The 19,301-nt window shown below is 71.7% G+C and carries 18 protein-coding genes; 15 read left to right on the forward strand and 3 right to left on the reverse strand.

What is annotated here, in order from left to right; all coding sequences use genetic code 11:
* The first annotated feature begins 24 nt into the window (after nucleotides 1-24).
* The 5 genes from ACIA47_RS01210 to ACIA47_RS01230 all read left to right on the forward strand — a co-directional run bounded on the left by ACIA47_RS01210 (nucleotide 25) and on the right by ACIA47_RS01230 (nucleotide 5,402).
* Complete coding sequence (locus ACIA47_RS01210) at nucleotides 25-1,323, forward strand: sugar ABC transporter substrate-binding protein (protein ID WP_203122165.1); 1,299 nt, start codon at nucleotides 25-27, stop codon at nucleotides 1,321-1,323.
* A gap of 70 nt (nucleotides 1,324-1,393) precedes the next feature.
* A complete protein-coding gene (locus tag ACIA47_RS01215) occupies nucleotides 1,394-2,386 on the forward strand; it encodes a carbohydrate ABC transporter permease (RefSeq protein WP_396704414.1) in 993 nt (330 codons plus the stop codon).
* Nucleotides 2,379-3,218 carry a carbohydrate ABC transporter permease gene (locus ACIA47_RS01220; protein WP_203122170.1) on the forward strand — a complete coding sequence of 280 codons (840 nt, stop codon included), beginning with the start codon at nucleotides 2,379-2,381 and terminating at the stop codon, nucleotides 3,216-3,218. Before ACIA47_RS01215 ends, ACIA47_RS01220 begins: the two co-directional genes overlap by 8 nt.
* Nucleotides 3,219-3,247: 29 nt before the next feature.
* On the forward strand, nucleotides 3,248-4,624 hold the full coding sequence (locus tag ACIA47_RS01225) for a GH1 family beta-glucosidase (protein WP_396704416.1): 1,377 nt from the start codon (nucleotides 3,248-3,250) through the stop codon (nucleotides 4,622-4,624).
* 109 nt (nucleotides 4,625-4,733) lie between these two features.
* Complete coding sequence (locus ACIA47_RS01230; protein ID WP_396704418.1) at nucleotides 4,734-5,402, forward strand: TMEM175 family protein; 669 nt, start codon at nucleotides 4,734-4,736, stop codon at nucleotides 5,400-5,402.
* Here ACIA47_RS01230 and ACIA47_RS01235 read toward each other — a convergent pair.
* Complete coding sequence (locus tag ACIA47_RS01235; protein WP_396704420.1) at nucleotides 5,362-5,970, reverse strand: NTP transferase domain-containing protein; 609 nt, start codon at nucleotides 5,968-5,970, stop codon at nucleotides 5,362-5,364. The genes ACIA47_RS01230 and ACIA47_RS01235 overlap by 41 nt on opposite strands.
* A gap of 125 nt (nucleotides 5,971-6,095) precedes the next feature.
* On the opposite strand from ACIA47_RS01235, the gene ACIA47_RS01240 reads away from it, so the two are divergent.
* The 6 genes from ACIA47_RS01240 (at nucleotide 6,096) to ACIA47_RS01265 (ending at nucleotide 11,322) form a co-directional block, all read left to right on the forward strand.
* Complete coding sequence (locus ACIA47_RS01240) at nucleotides 6,096-6,593, forward strand: 2Fe-2S iron-sulfur cluster-binding protein (protein ID WP_181539332.1); 498 nt, start codon at nucleotides 6,096-6,098, stop codon at nucleotides 6,591-6,593.
* Nucleotides 6,590-7,573: an FAD binding domain-containing protein gene (locus tag ACIA47_RS01245; protein ID WP_396704422.1), complete on the forward strand. Its 984-nt coding sequence runs from the start codon at nucleotides 6,590-6,592 to the stop codon at nucleotides 7,571-7,573. The genes ACIA47_RS01240 and ACIA47_RS01245 overlap by 4 nt, the downstream gene beginning before the upstream one ends.
* Entirely contained in the window at nucleotides 7,570-9,660 is a 2,091-nt protein-coding gene (locus ACIA47_RS01250) for a xanthine dehydrogenase family protein molybdopterin-binding subunit (protein ID WP_203122175.1), read from the forward strand. Before ACIA47_RS01245 ends, ACIA47_RS01250 begins: the two co-directional genes overlap by 4 nt.
* A gap of 28 nt (nucleotides 9,661-9,688) precedes the next feature.
* Nucleotides 9,689-10,054 (forward strand): metalloregulator ArsR/SmtB family transcription factor, encoded by a 366-nt coding sequence (locus tag ACIA47_RS01255; protein ID WP_203122176.1) that lies wholly within the window; start codon nucleotides 9,689-9,691, stop codon nucleotides 10,052-10,054.
* The gene (locus ACIA47_RS01260) at nucleotides 10,054-10,695 is read left to right on the forward strand and encodes an SRPBCC family protein (RefSeq protein WP_396704425.1); all 642 of its coding nucleotides are present in this window, start codon (nucleotides 10,054-10,056) and stop codon (nucleotides 10,693-10,695) included. Before ACIA47_RS01255 ends, ACIA47_RS01260 begins: the two co-directional genes overlap by 1 nt.
* A gap of 111 nt (nucleotides 10,696-10,806) precedes the next feature.
* Complete coding sequence (locus ACIA47_RS01265; RefSeq protein ID WP_396704427.1) at nucleotides 10,807-11,322, forward strand: NUDIX domain-containing protein; 516 nt, start codon at nucleotides 10,807-10,809, stop codon at nucleotides 11,320-11,322.
* A 124-nt stretch (nucleotides 11,323-11,446) separates the two neighbouring features.
* Here the strand turns inward: ACIA47_RS01265 and ACIA47_RS01270 are convergent, their stop codons facing one another.
* Nucleotides 11,447-12,880 (reverse strand): ATP-binding protein, encoded by a 1,434-nt coding sequence (locus ACIA47_RS01270; protein ID WP_396704430.1) that lies wholly within the window; start codon nucleotides 12,878-12,880, stop codon nucleotides 11,447-11,449.
* Between the two features lie 42 nt (nucleotides 12,881-12,922).
* Complete coding sequence (locus tag ACIA47_RS01275; RefSeq protein WP_203126821.1) at nucleotides 12,923-14,581, reverse strand: FAD-dependent oxidoreductase; 1,659 nt, start codon at nucleotides 14,579-14,581, stop codon at nucleotides 12,923-12,925.
* 151 nt (nucleotides 14,582-14,732) lie between these two features.
* Between ACIA47_RS01275 and ACIA47_RS01280 the strand changes: the two genes are divergently transcribed.
* The 4 genes from ACIA47_RS01280 (at nucleotide 14,733) to ACIA47_RS01295 (ending at nucleotide 19,288) form a co-directional block, all read left to right on the forward strand.
* Entirely contained in the window at nucleotides 14,733-16,961 is a 2,229-nt protein-coding gene (locus ACIA47_RS01280; protein ID WP_396704432.1) for a hypothetical protein, read from the forward strand.
* Nucleotides 16,962-17,004: 43 nt separating this feature from the next.
* Nucleotides 17,005-17,496 (forward strand): SsrA-binding protein SmpB, encoded by a 492-nt coding sequence (gene smpB / locus ACIA47_RS01285; RefSeq protein ID WP_124856073.1) that lies wholly within the window; start codon nucleotides 17,005-17,007, stop codon nucleotides 17,494-17,496.
* A gap of 470 nt (nucleotides 17,497-17,966) precedes the next feature.
* On the forward strand, nucleotides 17,967-18,359 hold the full coding sequence (locus tag ACIA47_RS01290) for an SCO5389 family protein (protein ID WP_396704435.1): 393 nt from the start codon (nucleotides 17,967-17,969) through the stop codon (nucleotides 18,357-18,359).
* 506 nt (nucleotides 18,360-18,865) lie between these two features.
* The gene (locus ACIA47_RS01295; protein ID WP_396704438.1) at nucleotides 18,866-19,288 is read left to right on the forward strand and encodes a molybdopterin-binding protein; all 423 of its coding nucleotides are present in this window, start codon (nucleotides 18,866-18,868) and stop codon (nucleotides 19,286-19,288) included.
* Nucleotides 19,289-19,301: the final 13 nt, after the last annotated feature.

Consider the following 19,301-nt stretch of genomic DNA (forward strand, 5'->3'; position numbering starts at 1 on the left):
ACCACGCACCGGAAGGGCTGACCCGTGTCGAGACGACACCTCGGGATATTCACCGCCGCCGTACTGGCGGCCGCCTCGCTGACCGCCTGCGGAGGCTCCGGCGACGACTCCGCCGCATCGCCCAAGACGCTCACCTACTGGGCCAGCAACCAGGGCGCCAGCCTGGAGGCCGACAAGACCATCCTCCAGCCGGAGCTGGACAAGTTCGAGAAGCAGACCGGGATCAAGGTCACCGTCGAGGTGGTCCCATGGTCGGATCTGCTCAACCGCCTGCTGGCCGCCGCCGCCTCCGGCAAGGGCCCGGACGTGGTCAACATCGGCAACACCTGGTCGGCGTCGTTGCAGGCCACCGGTGCGCTGGTCGAGTTCGACGACGCCGCACTGCAGGCCGTCGGCGGCAAGGACCGGATCGTGCCCGCCGCGCTCGCCGCCGCCGGCGCGCCCGGCAAGCCGCCGGCCGCCGTGCCGCTCTACTCCATGGCGTACAGCCTGTACTACAACAAGAAGTCGTTCGCCGACGCCGGCATCACCGCGCCGCCGACCACCTGGGAGCAGCTCGCCGAGTACGGCAAGAAGCTGAGCACCGGCGGCAAGTGGGGCCTGGCGATCGAGGGCGCCAACCCGTCGGAGAACGCCCACCACGCCTTCACCTTCAGCCAGCAGTACGGCGGCGAGTGGTTCGACTCGGCCGGCAAGCCGACCTTCGACACCCCGCAGAACGTCTCGGCGATCAAGCGGTACATCGACTTCATGGCCGCCGACAAGATCACCAACCCGAGCAACGCCGAGTACGCGCAGAACCAGTCGGTCTCCGACTTCGCCAACGGCAAGGCCGCCATGCTGCTGTGGCAGTCCGCCGGGTCGAACCTGAAGACGCAGAACATGCCCGCCGACGCGTACGGGGTGGCCCCGGTGCCGTTCCTGGCCAGCCCGCCGGCCGGCGGCAAGAAGGTCAACAGCATGGTCGCCGGGATCAACATGGCGGTCTTCAAGCACACCAAGAACAAGGACGGCGCCCTGAGCTTCGTCAAGTTCATGACCAGCGATGAGGAGCAGACGATCCTCAACAAGACGTACGGCTCGCTGCCGGCGGTGAAGACCGCGGCCTCCGACCCGGCGTTCAGTGCCCCTGAGCAGAAGACCATCCAGGAGACCCTGGTCACCACGGCGGCCCCGCTGCCGCAGGTGCCCGATGAGAGCACCTTCGAGACCCTGGTCGGCACCGCGATGAAGGAGTTGTTCGCCGACGCGGCCAGCGGCAAGCCGGTCACCGAGGAGTCGGTGAAGGCCAAGCTGACCGACGCGCAGCAGAAGATGCGCTGACCCAGGCGTCACCGGTGGCCGTGGTCGGGCGCTGAGCCCGGCCACGGCCACCGCCTCCGAGAGGACCCCGATGGCAACCAGCACCACCGCGCCGGACGCCGACCGGCGCGAACCCCGGGCCGGGTCGCCGACCCGGGGGTCGGCCCGCCGGCCCCGCGGCCCCCGCCGCTCGCTCCTGCCGTACCTGCTGCTCGCACCGGCCATCGTGCTGGAACTCGCCATCCACGTGATCCCCATGGTCGTCGGGGTCTGGATGAGCCTGCTGGAGCTGACCCAGTTCCACATCCGCGACTGGTCCACAGCGCCCTTCATCGGGCTGGAGAACTACCGGGCGACGCTCGACCTGAACAGCGCCGCCGGCAAGGAACTGCTGCACTCGTTCTGGATCACCCTGGCCTACAGCCTGCTCTCGGTCGGCTTCGCCTGGCTGCTCGGCATCTCGGCGGCGGTCGTCCTGCAACGGCCGTTCCGTGGACGGGCGATCCTGCGGGCGCTGTTCCTCACCCCGTACGCGCTGCCGGTCTACGCCGCCGTGATCACCTGGAGCTTTCTGCTGCAACGCGACACCGGCCTGGTCAACCACGTGCTCGTGGACCAGCTCGGGCTGATGAACGAACGGCCGTTCTGGTTGATCGGCGACAACAGCTTCTGGTCGCTGCTGGTGGTGTCGGTCTGGCGTAACTGGCCGTTCGCGTTCCTGTGCCTGATGGCCGGGTTGCAGAACGTGCCCGGTGAGCTGTACGAGGCCGCCGCGATCGACGGCGCCGGGTTCTGGCGCCGGCTGCGCTCGGTCACCCTGCCGATGCTGCGGCCGGTCAACCTGGTGCTGCTGCTGGTGCTGTTCCTGTGGACGTTCAACGACTTCAACACCCCGTTCGTGCTGTTCGGCGGCTCCGCGCCGGAGCAGGCCGACCTGATCTCCATCCACATCTACCGCAGCTCCTTCAAGACCTGGGACTTCGGCTCCGGGTCGGCGATGTCGGTGGCGCTGCTGCTGTTCCTGCTGGTCGTCTCGGCGGCGTACCTGCTGATCACCAACCGTCGGAGGGACGACCATGCGTGAGACCGCCGGTGAGCGCTGGGGCCGGCGCATCGTGCTGACCCTGCTCGCCCTCTTCGTCGTCATCCCGCTCTACGTGATGGTCACCTCGGCGGCGAAGCCGTTGCAGGACGTGCAGAACGGCTTCACCTGGTGGCCCAGCCGGCCCACCCTGCAACCGTTCATCGACATGTGGAGCACCGTGCCGCTGGCCCGGTACCTGGTGAACAGCCTGGTGGTGTCCAGCATCGCGGCGGTCTGCTCGGTGGCGGTGGCCATCTTCGCCGCGTTCGCGGTGAGCCGGTACCGGTTCCGCGGTCGCGGTGTCTTCTCGGTGACGGTGCTGTCCACGCAGATGTTCCCCGGCATCCTGTTCCTGCTGCCGCTGTTCCTCATCTACGTCAACCTGGGCAACGCCACCGGCATCGAGCTGTACGCCAGCCGCACCGGCCTGGTCATCACGTACCTGACCTTCTCGCTGCCGTTCTCGATCTGGATGCTGGTCGGCTACTTCGACTCGATCCCCCGGGGTCTGGACGAGGCGGCGCAGGTCGACGGCGCCGGTCCGCTGCGCACCCTGTTCCAGGTCATCCTGCCGGCCGCCGTTCCCGGCGTCGTCGCGGTCACCGTGTACGCGTTCATGACCGCGTGGGGTGAGGTGCTCTTCGCGTCGGTGATGACCGACGAGGGCAGCCGCACCCTGGCCGTCGGCCTGCAGGGCTACTCCACCCAGTTCAACGTCTACTGGAACCAGATCATGGCCGCCTCGCTGGTGGTCAGCATCCCGGTCGTCGTCGGGTTCCTGGCCCTGCAGCGCTACTTCGTCGCCGGCCTCACCGCCGGCGCGGTCAAGTGAGTCAATCAACCCCAGAGGAGAACCGACCCGTGCCCGACCTGTCCAAGCTGCCACCCGACTTCCTCTGGGGTGTCGCCACGGCGGCGTACCAGATCGAGGGGGCCGTCGACGTCGACGGCCGGGCGCCGTCCATCTGGGACACCTTCTCGGCGACCCCCGGCAACGTCGACAACGGCGACACCGGCGCGGTGGCGTGCGACCACTACCACCGGTGGCCGGAGGACCTGGCGCTGCTGCGCCGACTCGGCGTGGACGCGTACCGTTTCTCGGTGGCCTGGCCCCGGGTCATGCCCGACGGCGTCGGGCGGGTCAACGCCGCCGGGCTGGACTTCTACGACCGGCTCGTCGACACGTTGCTCGCCGACGGGATCCGGCCGTTCGTCACGCTGTACCACTGGGATCTGCCGCAGGTCCTGCAGGACCGGGGCGGTTGGCCGGAGCGCGCCACCGCCGAGGCGTTCGCCGACTACGCGGCGGTGGTCGCCGGCCGCCTCGGTGACCGGGTCGCCGACTGGTGCACTGTCAACGAGCCGCTCTGCGTGTGCTGGATCGGGCACCTGGACGGGAACATGGCCCCCGGCGAGCGGGACCTCACCCGGGCGGTGCACGCCTCGCACCACGCGCTGCTCGGGCACGGGCTGGCCACCCAGGCGATCCGCGCCAACGCCGCCCGGCCGGCCTCGGTGGGTCTGGTGCTCAACCTCAGCCCGATCGAGGCGGCGACCGACCGACCCGAGGACGTCGCGGCGGCCCGCCGGGCCGACGGGCACGTCAACAGATGGTGGCTGGACCCGATCCACGGGCGCGGCTACCCCGCCGACATGATCACCACCTACGGGGTCGAGCCGCCGGTACGCGGCGACGACCTGGCGGTGATCGCCACGCCCACGGACTTCCTCGGGGTGAACTACTACTTCCGGCAGCTGGTGGTCGACGACCCGACCGGCGCGGCCCCGTACGCCCGGCAGGTGCCGGTGCCCGGCTCGGTGGAGACCGCGATGGGCTGGGAGATGTACCCGGCGGGCCTGGAGCGGCTCCTCGTCGACGTGCACGAGGAGTACCGGCCGGGCCGGATCATCGTCACCGAGAGCGGCTCGGCGTGGCCGGACGAGGTCACCGCCGACGGCACGGTGGAGGACAAGGAGCGCACCGACCACCTGGAGCAGCACCTGACCGCGTGCGCCTCGGCGGTGGCCCGAGGGGTTCCCCTGGACGGCTACTTCGTCTGGTCGCTGCTGGACAACTTCGAGTGGGCGTACGGCTACGACAAGCGCTTCGGGCTGGTGCACGTCGACTACGCCACCCAGCGGCGGACGGTGAAGGCCAGCGGTCTGCGCTACGCCGAGTTGATCCGCGCCCACCAGCGACTCGCCCGCACCACCGGCACCGCGACGCCGGTGGCCTGAACACCGGCGGCGCGAGCGGCCGCCCGGGGTGTCGACCCTGGGCGGCCGTTCCCGTCCCGATCGGACGAAACCGCCACCGACCGCGGTGCCGAGTGGCTAGCCTGCGGCAATGTCCGCAGCACCAGACGAGGCCGAGCAGCCCGGTCCCAGGGATCGGGTGTCGGCCACCGACCGGATGACGGCCTTCAGCGACGGCGTCTTCGCCATCGTCATCACGCTGCTGGTCATCGAGCTGCGGGTGCCCGAATACCACGAGGGTGAGCTGCTCACCGGCCTGCTCGGCGAGGGCGCCTCCTACCTGGCCTTCGTGGTGTCCTTCGTCTACATCGGGGTGCTCTGGCTCAACCACCACGCGCTGCTGCGGCTGATCCGTGGCACCACGCTCACGCTGAGCTGGATCAACCTCGGCGTGCTCTTCGGCGCGGTGATCATCCCCTTCCCCACCGCGGTGCTGGCGTCCGCGTTCACCCACGGTGACACCGACGACCAACGCGCGGCCGTCGCCCTGTACGCGCTGGCCGCGGCCCTGATGTCGGCCCCCTGGCTGGTGTTCTTCGGCTACCTGCACCGCCACCCGGCGCTGCTGGAGCGTCGGGTCAGCCCCGAGTACGTGCGTACGCAGCGGCTGCGACCGGTCACCGGCCTGATCCTGTACGGGCTCAGCGGTCTGCTCGGCTGGTTCGTCAGCCCGCTGCTGGGCCTGATCGGCGTCATCGTCATGATCATCTATCACGCCGTCACCAGCGAGGGGCTGCCCCGCTGGCTGACCCGCCGCTGAGCGGGCGGAGTCGGAGCAGGTCGGCCGGGGTGTCCACGTCGGCCGGGGACCCGACGTCGTCACAGGGCACCTCGACCACCAGGTCCGGCCGGTCGCGCAGCAGGTCGCGAGCGCCCCGGTCGCCGAGGGCGCACCCGCTCAGCAGCGGCCAGGTTCGTCGAGTCAGCAGGATCGGGTGCCCGGGCCGGCCGGCGTAGGTGGCGACCGCGACGGCCGCGCCGTCGGCGTACGCCGTGCGCACCCGGCGCACCGCGACCGGGCTGAGCAGCGGCTGGTCCACGAGGACCACGACGGCGGCCGGGACGGCGGCCGGCAGCGAGGCCAGGCCCCGCAGCAGCGACGAGCCCAGCCCGTCGGACCAGCGCTCGTGCCGGACCGGCACCGCGCCGGGCAGGTCGGGCATCTCGTCGGCGCCCGCGCCGAGCACCACGTGCACCGGTGCGCAGCCGCCGTCGCCGAGCAGCCGGATCGCGCGCCGCACCAGCGGCTCGCCGTCCAGCTCGACCAGCGCCTTCGGCCGGCCGTAGCGCCGACCGGCGCCGGCGGCGAGCAGCAGCCCGGCGGTCACGTCGTCACCTCCCGTACGAAAGGCTTTGCGTAATTCGCCCTGAGATATACCGACAAAGCTAGTCTGGGCCGGTGCAGGACGGACCGGAGAACGCGACGACGATCGACGAACGCCACTCGTCCCGGGTGACGGTAGAGGTCAACGGCGCGTCCCGCGAGGTGACCCTGGACAACCGCACCACACTGCTCGACACGCTGCGCGAGCACCTCGACCTGACCGGGGCGAAGAAGGGCTGCGACCACGGCCAGTGCGGCTCCTGCACGGTGCTGCTCGACGGCCGCCGGGTGAAGAGCTGTCTGGTCTTCGCGGTCACCGTGGACGGCCGGTCGGTGGTGACCGTCGAAGGGCTGGCCGGTCCGGACGAGCTGTCCCCGTTGCAGGCCGCCTTCATCGCGCACGACGCGTTCCAGTGCGGCTACTGCACCCCCGGGCAGCTCTGCTCCGCCCGCGGCATGCTCGACGAGGTCTCCCGAGGTTGGCCCAGCGCTGTCACCGACGACCTGAACACGCCCGCCGAGCTGACCGACGCGGAGATTCGCGAGCGGATGGCCGGCAACCTGTGCCGCTGCGCCGCGTACCCGCACATCGTCGCGGCCGTGCGCGAGACGGCGGCGTCCTCGTGAGGGCGTTCCGCTACCACCGGCCCGCCGACGTGGCCGAGGCGGTCGCCGTGCTGGCGGCCGAACCACAGGCCGCCTACCTGGGCGGCGGAACCAACCTGGTGGACCTCATGAAGCTCGGGGTGCAACGCCCCGACGTGCTGGTGGACGTGACCCGACTTCCACTCGACACCGTCGAGGGGCTGCCCGACGGTGGGCTGCGGATCGGCGCGACCGTCCGCAACAGCGACCTCGCGGCCCACCCGGTGGTACGCCGCGACTACCCGGTGCTGGCCCGCGCCCTGCTCGCCGCCGCCTCCGGACAGCTGCGCAACATGGCCACCACCGGCGGCAACCTGTTGCAGCGCACCCGCTGCGTCTACTTCCAGGACACCGGCAAGGCGTGCAACAAACGAGAGCCGGGCAGCGGTTGCGCCGCTCTGCACGGCCAGAACCGCGATCTGGCGGTGCTGGACTGGTCCGAGCAGTGCGTGGCCACCCACCCGTCCGACCTGGCCGTCGCGCTGGCCGCCCTCGACACGGTGGTGGAGGTGCACGAGGCCGACGGCGCCCGCGACATCCCGATCGCCGACTTCTACCGCTCCCCCGGCACCCACCCGGAACGCGAGACCACAGTGACCCGGGGCGCGCTGATCACCGCCGTACGGCTGCCGCCCCTGCCGGCCGCGCGCCGCTCGACGTACCTCAAGGTGCGCGACCGGGCCTCCTTCGCCTTCGCCGTCGGCTCGGTGGCCGCGGTGCTGGACCTCGACGGGGACGTGGTTCGCGACGTGCGGCTGGCGTACGGGGCGGTGGCGCACCGGCCGTGGCGGGCGTACCGGGCCGAGGAGGAGCTGCGCGGTCGTCCGTTCAGCCGCGAGTTGGCGGCACGGGCCGCCGACGCGGAGCTGGCCGAGGCGCGCCCGTTACGACACAACGGCTTCAAGCTGCCACTGACCCGGGCCATCACCGTGCGGGCGCTCACCGAACTGGCGTCGTCGTGAGCACCGGGGCGGTCGGACGGGCGTACCCCCGGCTGGAGGGCCCGGCGAAGGTCACCGGCACGGCCCGGTACGCGGTGGAGTACCCGGTGGACGGGGTCACCTACGGCTGGGCGGTGCCGTCGGCGGTGGTGCGGGGCCGGATAACCCGGATCGACACGACGGAGGCGCTGGCCTCGCCCGGTGTGCTGGCCGTGCTGCACCACGGCAACGCGCCCCGGATGGCGCCCGGCCCGCAGCCGGAGCTGCGGCTGTTGCAGGAGCCGACGGTGCACTACCGGGGGCAGTTCGTCGCCGTGGTGGTGGCCACCAGCCTGGAGGCGGCCCGCGAGGGCGCCCGGCTGGTCCGGATCGACTACGACGCCGCCCCACACAGCACCGTGCTCACCGACGACCATCCCGGCCTGTACAAGCCGGACCAGGTCAATCCCAGCTATCCGACGGACACCGCCGAGGGTGACTTCGACGCCGGGTACGCGGCCGCCCCGGTGCGGGTGGACGTCACCTACCGCACGCCGGCGTACCACAACAACCCGATGGAGCCGCACGCCACGACGGCGCAGTGGCACGACGGACGGCTGCTGGTGCACGACTCCAACCAGGGCGCGTCGTCGGTGCGGGCCACCCTCGCAGAGCTGTTCGAGGTGTCCCCGGAGTCGGTGCGGGTCGTGACCGAGCACGTCGGCGGCGGTTTCGGCAGCAAGGGCTACGCCAAGGCCGCGGTGGTGCTGACCGCCCTGGCGGCCCGGCACGTGGACCGACCGGTGAAGCTGGCGCTGACCCGCCAACAGCTCTTCGGGCCGATCGGCTACCGCACCCCCACCATCCAGCGGGTCCGCCTCGCCTCCGACGCCGACGGGCGACTCACCGCCATCTGCCACGACGCGATCAGCCAGACCTCGACCATCCGCGAGTTCGCCGAGCAGACGGCCGTCTACACCCGCAGCATGTACGCGGCACCCCACCGCCGCACCACGCACCGGCTGGTCCGCCTCGACGTGCCCACACCGTTCTGGATGCGCGCCCCCGGGGAGTGCCCCGGCGCGTACGCCTTGGAGTCCGCGGTGGACGAGCTGGCCATGGCCGTGGGCATGGACCCGGTGGAGTTGCGCATCCGCAACGACACCGCTGTCGACCCCGACCAGGGGCGGCCGTTCACCAGCCGCAACCTGGTGGCCTGCCTGCGCGAGGGCGCGCGGCGGTTCGGCTGGGCCGGCCGTGACCCGTCGCCCCGGTCCCGACGCGACGGGCGCTGGCTGGTCGGCACAGGGGTGGCCGGGTCGAGCTACCCGGCCCGGTCCCGGCCTTCCTCGGCGACGGCCACCGCCCGACCCGACGGGAGCTTCCTGATCCAGATCAACGCCACCGACATCGGCACCGGCGCCCGGACGGCGATCTGGCAGGTGGCTGCCGACGCGCTCGGGGTGCCGCCGGAGCGAGTGGAGATCCACATCGGCGACACCATCCTGCCGACCGCGCCGGTGGCCGGGGGCTCGATGGGCACCGCCAGTTGGAGCTGGGCGGTGATACGCGCCGCTCAGGCGCTGCGCGAGAAACTGCGCGACGGCGGGCCGCCGACCGGCGAGGTGACCGCCGAGGCGGACACCGCCGACGAGGTGGGCGGGCAGCCCGCGCTGCCCCGGTACGCGTACGGGGCGCACTTCGTCGAGGTACGGGTCGACGCGGACACCGGCGAGGTACGGCTGAACCGGATGCTCGGGGTGTTCGCGGCGGGGCGGGTGGTGAACCCGACGACGGCGCGCAGTCAGCTCATCGGCGGCATGACGATGGGGCTTTCGATGGCGCTGCACGAGGAGGGCCTGCTCGACGAGCGGTACGGCGACTGGGTCAACCACGACCTGGCCACCTACCACATCACAGGCTGCGCGGACGTGGAGTCCATCGAGGCGTACTGGTTGGACGAGCGGGACGACGAGCTGAACCCGGCCGGGGTGAAGGGCCTCGGCGAGATCGGCATCGTCGGCGCCGCGGCGGCGGTCGCCAACGCGGTGCACCACGCCACCGGCGTACGGATCCGGGAACTGCCGATCCGGCTGGACAAGCTCATCGGAGTATCAGACTTGGCTTAAATAAGCCGTCAGTGATACAACTGTCGTCGTGCACGCCTTCGACGTGCTGGGCGATCCGGTCCGGCGCCGCATCCTGGAACTGCTCGCCGGTGGCGAGCAGACCGCCGGCGCGGTCAGCGCGGTCATCCGCGAGGAGTTCGGCATCTCCCAACCCGCCGTGTCCCAACACCTCAAGGTGTTGCGCGACAGCGGCTTCGCCACCGTGCGGCCGGAGGGCACCCGGCGCCTCTACGCGGTCGACCCACGCCCACTGCGCGAGGTCGACGGCTGGCTGGAGCACTTCCGCCGGTTCTGGACCCCACCCCTGGCGGCACTCGCCACCGAGCTGGCCCGGGGCCGACGCGAGCGTCGGCTGCGCGGGCCCGCCGACCCACCCGACGAGAGGAACACCTGATGTTCGACGCCACCGAGCAGATCAACGCCGTCCAGCGGAAGGTCGGCAGCCGCACCCTGGAAGCCGGTGAAGCGCGGGTCACCACGATCAGCCAGACCTACCAGGCGACGGCCGAGGATCTGTGGGACGCCTGCACCAGCGCCGAGCGCATCCCGCGCTGGTTCCTGCCGATCTCCGGCGACCTGCGGCTGGGCGGCACGTACCAGCTCCAGGGCAACGCCCACGGCACCGTCGAGAGCTGCGAGCCGCCGCACCGCTTCACCGCCACCTGGGAAATGGGCGGCGAGGTGAGCTGGATCGAGGTGCGGGTCACCCCGGTCGGCGACGAGCGGGCCCGTCTCGACCTGGACCACATCGCGCACGTCGACCAGGACCGGTGGGTCCAGTTCGGGCCGGGCGCGGTCGGCGTCGGCTGGGACCTCGGGCTGCTCGGCCTCGCCTCGCACCTGGCCGCCGACGGCAGCGGGATCACCCCGGATCAGGGCGCCGAGTGGACCGCCTCCGCCGAGGGACGACGGGCCATCGAGCTGAGCAGCCAGCTGTGGTGCGAAGCGAGCATCGCCGCCGGCACCGACGCCGACGAGGCGAAGGCCGCCGCCGAACGCACCACCGCCTTCTACACGGGCGACCCGGCAGCCTGAGCGCGGGACGAGGCGGCGGCGCGGCGGGCGAGGCGGCGGCGCGGAGGGCTGAGCGCCAGACGAAGCGGCGGCGCGGCGGTCTGGGCGGGCATCGGGGTAACGTGCTGCGGCATGACCGGCACGCCGTACTCGCACTGCTCCTACTGCGGCGCCGCCTACCCGGCGACCGCCGGATGGCCGCGAGTCTGCGCGGTCTGCGGCGAGACCGTCTGGCGCAACCCGCTGCCGGTGGCGGTGGCGGTGCTGCCGGTCCGCACGGCCGAGGGCCTGGGTGTGGTGGTGGTCCGCCGGGACATCGAGCCGGCCCGCGGCCTGCTCGCGCTGCCCGGCGGCTTCATCGAGTACGGCGAGGAGTGGTCCGACGCACTCGTGCGTGAGCTGCGGGAGGAGACCGGCCTGATCGCGGCGGCCGAGGACGCCCGCCTGTTCGCGGTGCACGGCGCACCGGCAGGCGGCACGATGATGGTCTTCGGAGTGCTGCCCGAGCGGGCGGCCGAGGACCTGCCACCGTCTGCGCCGACCGAGGAGGCGACCGAGTGGCTGGTGCTCACCGACCCGGTCGAGCTGGCGTTCTCCACCCACACCCGGGTACTCGCCGACTTCCTCACCCCCAACCACCCCGCCTGACCCACAACCCCGCACCCCGCCCCACCCCACCCCGCGATCTTGCACTTACTGTGCCGACACAAGGGGGCGTACCGCGCATATCGACAACCGAAACTGCAAGATCGGCGTGACGGACGCGCGGACGTCAGTGCGGTGCGTCCTCGGTGATCGGCAGGAGGACCCGGAAGGTGGTGCGCCCCGGCTCGGTCTCCACCCGGATGTCGCCGTGGTGTTTGTGCACAACGATCCGGTACGAGATGTCCAGCCCCAGGCCGGTGCCCGCGCCGACCGGCTTGGTGGTGAAGAACGGTTCGAAGATGCGCGGACGCACCTCCGGCGGGATGCCCGGCCCGGTGTCGGTGATCTCCACCGCCAGTTGGTCGCCGACCCGTCCGGTGCGGACGGTCAGCACACCCTTCTCCCCCATCGCGCCCAACGCGTTGTCGATCAGATTGGTCCACACCTGGTTCAGCTCGGCCGCGTACGCCGGGACCGGTGGGAGGTCCCGATCGTACTCGCGGGCCAGCTTGACCTCGGCGGGGATCTTGCCCTTGAACATCACCAGCGTGGCGTCCAGCAGGTCGTGCACGTCCACCACCCGGTGCGGCGCGCGATCCAGCTGCGAGTACTGCTTGGCGGCGTCCACGAGCCCGGAGATCCGGGTGACCGCGTCGCCGATCTCGCGCATCAGCAGCTCGGTGTCGACGGTGTAGGTGAGCCAACGCACCGCCGCCTCCAGGTCCGCGGCGCCGACCGCGGCCTTGACCTGCGCCAGCCAGGCCGCGTCGAGCCCACCGCCGACCAGGATCGGCGCCAGGTCCCAGGCCCCGCCGACGCCATGGTCCTCCAGCCAGTCGGTGAGGGCGTCCTCGGCGTCGGCGGTGGCCATCGGGGTCAGCTTCGGCGCGGTGGCCACCCGGGCGACCGCCTCCTCCTGCAAGGCGACCAGGCCGTGCAGGGCGCTTCCGTCGAGCCGCCCGTCGGCGATCATGGCGAGCTTGTGCCGCATCCCGGCGACCCGGTCCCGCAGCACCGACGTGGCCCGCACCGCCGCCGCGGCCGGATTGTTCAGCTCGTGGGTCAACCCCGCCGAGAGCGAACCGAGGGCCAGCAACCGCTCCCGCTCACCGACGATGGCCTGACTGTCCCGCATCCCGAAGAACAGCCCCTCCAACAGGTGCATGGGCATCGGGAACCAGGACCGCAGGGCGTACGCGAAGTCCCCCGCCGGCAGCACGAAGAACTCCGCGTCGGTCACCGCCCGCAGGCTGTTGCGGTAGATCTGGTCGACCTGGTCACCCAGGTACGCCTGCGTGGCCCCGCCGTACACCCCGCGCTGGTCGGTCCGGCTGACCTCGACGTCGTCGCCGCGCACCAGGCGACTCAACGCCACCGCCCCGCGCACCAGCACGAAGAAGCAGGTCGCGGGCTCACCCTCGCCGTACACGAGGGTGCCGCCGGCACGCTGCTCGACCCGGCCGTGCTCGGCCAGCCAGTCGAGCTGCCCGTCGTCGAGCGCCTCGAACAGGAACAGAGTGCGCAACTGCGCCGGTGTCAGCCGATCAGACTCGGTGGTCACAGGGACTCCTTCGCTCGCGACTGCGGGGCTCGCAAACCCGGCTCATTGGGCTTCCAGGTACCGGTGCACCAGCGACACCGCCATCGCACCCTCGCCGACGGCCGAGGCGACCCGCTTGACCGACTCGGCCCGCACATCCCCGGCGGCGAACACGCCCGGCACGCTGGTCTCCAGGTGGTACGGGTCGCGCGACAGCGACCAGCCGGCCGGCCGCCGCCCTCCGGCGAGCAGATCCGGACCGGTCACGATGAAACCACGGTCGTCGCGGACCAGCACCCCGTCCAGCCAGTCGGTTCGGGGCTCCGCGCCGATGAAGATGAACAGCCAGGAGGTGTCGACCGAGTGGGCCTCCCCGGTGCGGGTGTCGCACAGGGTGAGCCGTTCCAGGTGGTCCTCCCCCGCCCCGCCGACCACTGCGGTGTGCGGGTGCACGGTGATCCGGTCGATCCGTTCCAGCTGGTCGATCAGGTAACGCGACATCGAGGCGGTCAGGTCCGCACCACGGATGAGCAGGTGCACCCTCGACGCGTACCGGGAGAAGTGGACCGCCGCCTGGCCGGCGGAGTTCGCCCCGCCGACGATGTAGACGTCCTGCTCGACGCAGCTCGGCGCCTCGGTGGCGGCGGCGCCGTAGAACACCCCCCGCCCGGTGAAGTCGGCCAGCCCCGGGGCGTCGAGCACCCGGTACGACACGCCGGTGGCCAGCACGACGGTGTGCGCGGCGATCTCGGTGCCGTCGCCGAAGCGCAGCAGCCGGGCACCACCGGCCTCGCTGAGGCCAACCACCTCCCGGGCGCTGAGCAGCTCGGCGCCGAACTTGACCGCCTGCCGCCGGGCCCGATCGGTCAACTGCGCGCCGGAGACACCGTCCGGGAAGCCCAGGTAGTTCTCGATACGGCTGCTCTGCCCGGCCTGACCGCCGGTCGCCCGCCGCTCCACGAGGACCGTGCGCAGCCCCTCCGACGCGCCGTACACCGCCGAGCCGAGACCGGCGGGGCCACCGCCGATCACCACCAGGTCGTAGAAATCACACGCCGGCACCACCGTCAACCCGGCCAGCGCGGCCAACTCGGCCTCGCTCGGGGCGACCAACGCCTTGCCCTCCGGCGTCACCACCAACGGCACGTCCGCCTCGGTGGCCCCGGCCGCGTCGAGCAACCGGACGCCCTCCGGATCGTCGGACAACAGCCACCGGTACGGCACCAGGTTGCGGGCCAGGAAGTCGCGGACCTTGAACGACGGCGCCGACCAGCGGTGCCCGACGACCCGGATCTCCGCGCTGGCCGCGTCCGGGGTGACCGCCCACGCCTCCAACAGCCCGTCGACCACCGGGTACAGCTTCTCCTCCGGTGGGTGCCAGGGCTTGAGCAGGTAGTGGTCCAGGTCGACCACGTTGATGGCCTCGATCGCGGCGTCGGTGTCCGCGTACGCGGTGAGCAGCACCCGGCGGGCGGCCGGGAAGATGTCCATTGCCGCTTCCAGGAACTCGACGCCGGTCATCTCCGGCATCCGGTGGTCGGCCAGCAGCAGCGCCACCTGTTCGCCGCGCAGTTTGACCTCGCGGAGCGCGTCCAGCGCCTCCGGCCCGGAGGACGCCCGCAACACCCGGTAGCGGTCGCCGTAGCGGCGCCGGATGTCCCGGGCCACCGCCCGGGACACCACGGGGTCGTCGTCGACGGTCAGGATCACCGGGTTCGCCATGGCGCCATGAAATCACCTGCCGAGGGTCAACCGCACCATCGCCGAGACCCGGCCCACGGTTGACCGCCTCGGGGATGGGTAAGCCGGGGAGCCGCGCGGGTGGCCGGACATCGACGACCCGCCCGGTTGCCGCGCACACCTCGGGGGGCCCATGGCGGACGCGACACCGACCGCACCGACGCCGTCGAGCGGAATCGTCGAGTTGCGGGTGCACGGTGTCTCCGGCGCGGGCGCGGACCAGGTATTGGACCGGCCGCACGTGCACCAGGTCGCCGGGGACCGCAGCGGCGGGTTCTACCGACCCCGTCCCGGCTATCCGGACTCCACCGGGACGGACGGGGTGACGCTGGAGGCGTACCGCTGGAGCGACCTGCCGTCCGGCACGGCCGTGCGGACGTTGTCGCTGGTCTTCCTGCTCCCGTTCATGCTGTGCAACGTGGCGCTCTGGATGCGCCCGGCGAACACCGTCTCGCAGCGCGGCTTCATGGCGCTGTGCCGGGTGCTCGCGCTCACCCTCACCGTGCTCTACGTGCTCTCCATCGTCGGGGTGGCGCTGGACCTGATCGCGTGGCGCTGCATGGGCACCCCGTCGTGCCTGGCCGGCCGGAGCTCGCTGTCCTGGCTCGGCGGACGCCCGATCGGGCTGCGCCTGGGTGTGCTGGCGCTCGTGCCGGTCGCCGCCATCGGGCTCGTCTGGTGGCTGGGCGCCCGCCCGGGCCATTCGTTCGACGCGTTCCGGACGCCGTCGACGCCGACGTCGAAACACCAGTTGAGCGCCGTCGGCCAGTGGGACGGCGAGCCGCTGGTGGGCCGGTTGCGCTCGGTCCACGTCGCGGCGGCGTTCGCCACGCTGAGCGCCAGCCTGCTGGCCGCGCGAGCCAGCCAGCACCGCTCGTGGGTGATGGTGATCCTGCTGACGGCCACCGGTGCGATGCTGCTGGCCTGCCTGGTCCTGGTCACCGTGGTGCCGAGCATCGACCGCACCGACCCCTCGCCCCGGGTGGACGGCGTCTTCCGCGGACTGCGCACCATCGCCTGCGGCCTGACGATGCTGGTGATCGTGCACATCGTCATCAGCCCGGCGCCGTGGCCACAGGGCGGTGCGCTGCCCGGTTACGGCGCGATCGTGGCCTGGCTGTTCGTCAGCCAGACGGTGCTGGTGGTCGCGCTCGCCGCCCTGGTGATCTGGCGGCGGGGCGGCGGGCAGAGCGGGTCACCCATACGCGCGCTGGGAGCGCCGGTCTTCATCACGATCTCGGCCGGGCTCGCCGTGGCGTTCTCCGCCGAACTGGTCTACCGGGTGGCGGACCTGCTCGACCGCGAGGGGACGACCGCGGACAGGCTGGCGACCAGCCCTCCCCTGGCGTACAAGTGGGCGATCTTCGGGTTTTTCCTTGCGGTGGTGACCGCTCTGCTGGTGGCCGGCCTGGTCACCAGGGTGACCCGTCGCGGGCGACGGCGGGCCGCGCGGGCGATCGTGGCCGCCGACTTCCCGGACGCGCCGCCGCAGGCGGCGGCGCGGCTGCGACGGGTCGAGCAGGCGGTGGCCCGGGCCCGCTTCACCGAACGGTTGGAACCGCTCTCCGTGGTGTACGCCGGCCTGGCGGCGCTCGGCCTGGCCACCAGCGTGCTCGGCCTGCTCCAACTCCTACCGGGCGACGTGGCGCAGCGTTACGTCGGAGTGCCGGAGGGCATGGTCAACTTCCTGATCGGTTCGGGTAGCTACGTGATCGCCGCGATCCTGCTCGGCCTGGTGGTGGGCGGCATCTTCGCGTACCGGACGGCGCAGTTCCGTCGGTACGTGGGGGTGCTCTGGGATCTGGGCACCTTCTGGCCCCGGGCGGCGCACCCGTTCGCGCCGCCCTGCTACGCCGAGCGGGCCGTGCCGGAGCTGGCCAAGCGGATCACCTACCTGGTGGAGCAGGGGCAGGGGGTGCTGCTGGCCGGACACAGCCACGGCTCGGTGCTGCTCGCCGCCACGGTCCTGCAACTGCCCACCCGGATCACCGAGCGGGTCGCCCTGCTGACCTACGGGTCACCGCTGGGCCGGCTGTACTCCCGGCTGTTCCCCGCGTACGCCGACGAGCCGGCGCTGCGGGAGATCGGCGAACGGATCGGCTGGCGCTGGATCAACCTGTGGCGCGACACCGACCCGATCGGCGGGTGGATCTTCGCCTCGCACCGTCCCGGGGAGGCCGAGACGCTGACCGGGCCGGCCGCGACGGTGGACCGGCGGTTGACCGACCCGCAGGACGTGGTGCCGGCGCCCAGCGACAGCGTTCCCCCACCGATCCTGGGACACTGGCCGTGTGAGTCGCAGGAGGCGTTCTCGGACGCGGTACGGGACCTGACCGCGCGACTACGCCCGGCGCGCGGCTGAACCGGCCGGTACGACCGCCCCGGCGGCCCGATATCGTCGCCTGGTGACCCCGTCCAAGCCGCCCGCACGCCGGTTGATCGCCTCGAACAAGAAGGCCCGGCACGAGTACACAGTGCTGCGCACGTACGAGGCGGGCATCGTGCTGGTCGGCACCGAGGTGAAATCGCTGCGCGAGGGGCGGGCCTCGCTGGTGGACGCGTTCGCGCACGAGCGCGACGGCGAGATCGTGTTGTACGGCCTGCACATCGCCGAGTACGCCTACGGCACGTGGACCAACCACGCCCCGCGCCGCAACCGGAAGCTGCTGCTGCATCGGGCCGAGATCGACCGGATCCTGGACAAGGTCCGCGAGGGCGGAGTGACCCTCGTCCCGCTGTCGATGTACTTCGAGAACGGCTTCGCCAAGGTCGAGTTGGCTCTCGCCAAGGGCAAGCGCTCCTACGACAAGCGGCAGACGCTGGCCGAGCGCGACGCCAACCGGGAGATCGCCCGCGAGTTGGGCCGGCACCTCAAGGGCCACCCCCGCCGGCCCTGACGCCGCAACGGGTCGTCCGCGCGCCGCTCAGTGGGGGGCGCATTCGCAGGGCCCTTCGCGGGCTCTCTTCGCGAGCGCCGTCGCACGCGCTGCGTGCAGTCGCCTTCGCATGCGGTTTTTCGCTGGCGCCGTTCGCATGCGCGTTTTCGCTGGCGCCTTCGCGTGCGCGTTTTCGCCTGCGCCTTTCGCACGCGTGCTCTCGCGGGCGCCTCCGCACGCGTGCTCTCGCGGGCGCCTCCGCACGCGTGCTCTCGCGGGCGCCTCCGCACGCGTGCTCTCGCGGGCGCCTCCGCACGCGTGCTCTCGCGGGCGCCCTCACACAGGCGCTTCGCAGGCGCGTTCGCCTGTGCTTCGCGTGTGGGACGCGGCGTGGCGCGCCGGGACATCGTTGACGTCGTCCGAGAGACGTGGTCTGCTCAGTCGACGCCGTTATTGAAAACGGTAATCATTAGATGAAGTGGAGGAAAACCATGTCACTCACCGTCCCGCCCGCCCTGCTCGACGCCGCCGAACGCGGCCCCATCGACGACGAGGCGTTCATCGCCTGCGTCCGTGACTCGTTGCCGTACGCCTGGGCCACCGTCAGCCGGGTGGTCGCGGAACTGGAGGCCGGCGACGCCGACCTGGCCGACAACGTCGTCCCGCCGCCCACCGACGCCGACCGTGGTCAACTGCTCCGCGTGCTGGCGAGCGACGCGATCCGCGCCGGCCTGGAGCGACACTTCGGCGTACGCCTGGCCTTCCAGAACTGCCACCGTGTCGCCGCGTTCCGCCCGTCGGCCGTCGACGGCGAGCGCTACCGCCGCTTCGTGTCGACCCGTGGCCAACTGCTCAACCAGTCCCCCGAACTCCGCAACTGCTGACCGTCGCGGCGGGCGGGCTCACGCGAACCCGCCGCCGCGCACCCCACGGCCACGGCCACGGCCACGGCGACAGCGACGGTCACGGTCGCGACGGCGACGGTCACGGCGACGGCGACGGCACGGCGACGGCGACGGCGACGGCGACGGCCCAAGATCTACGCAACTTCCCGGATGTTGCTGCCTTCGACGCGGGAGAGGCAGCAACATCCCTGATATTGCGCGGATCTTGACTACAGACACCGTGCCCGACCGACCGGGCGCGGGTTTTGGGGCACCCCGCACCCCGCACCCCGCACCCCAGATCGTGCTCGCACCAGGTGGTCTCATCGATACGCCGACACCGCCACTTCCTGGTTCGAGCGCGATCTTGCGGGAGCGCCCCAGGGAGCCGTCGGCGTTCAGACCGAGCGGGCGGGCGCAAATGCTGGCTTTGCGGCCTTCAATAAACGCGGTTGCTGGCCATGCCAGGCTTTCGCGCTGGCAGATGCGGGCTCTAGGGTGAGCGGGTGACGACGTACCGGATTGGGGAGGCGGCCGATCTGCTCGGCGTCAGCGCAGACACCATTCGCCGCTGGGTGGACGCCGGGCGCCTGACGGCTGGGCGTGACGAGCACGGCCACCGGGTCGTCGACGGCGTCGACCTGGCGTCGTTCGCTCGCGCTCAGGCCACCGACCCGGACGCGGGCGCCGAGTTCTCGTCGGCCCGCAACCGGTTGCGCGGCATCGTCGTCGACGTCCGTAAGGACACGGTGATGGCCCAGGTCGACATTCAGGCGGGCCCGTTCCGGGTCGTGTCGCTGATGAGCCGGGAGGCCGTCGACGAGCTAGACCTGCGGGTCGGTTCGGTGGCCGTTGCGGTGATCAAGTCGACCACGGTCGTGGTGGAGCGGGCCGCACCCGTCCCGGCGCGCGGACGGTCGGCCAGATGAACGCGGGGATGGT

This window comes from Micromonospora sp. NPDC051227, assembly GCF_044455385.1.
GTDB lineage: Bacteria > Actinomycetota > Actinomycetes > Mycobacteriales > Micromonosporaceae > Micromonospora.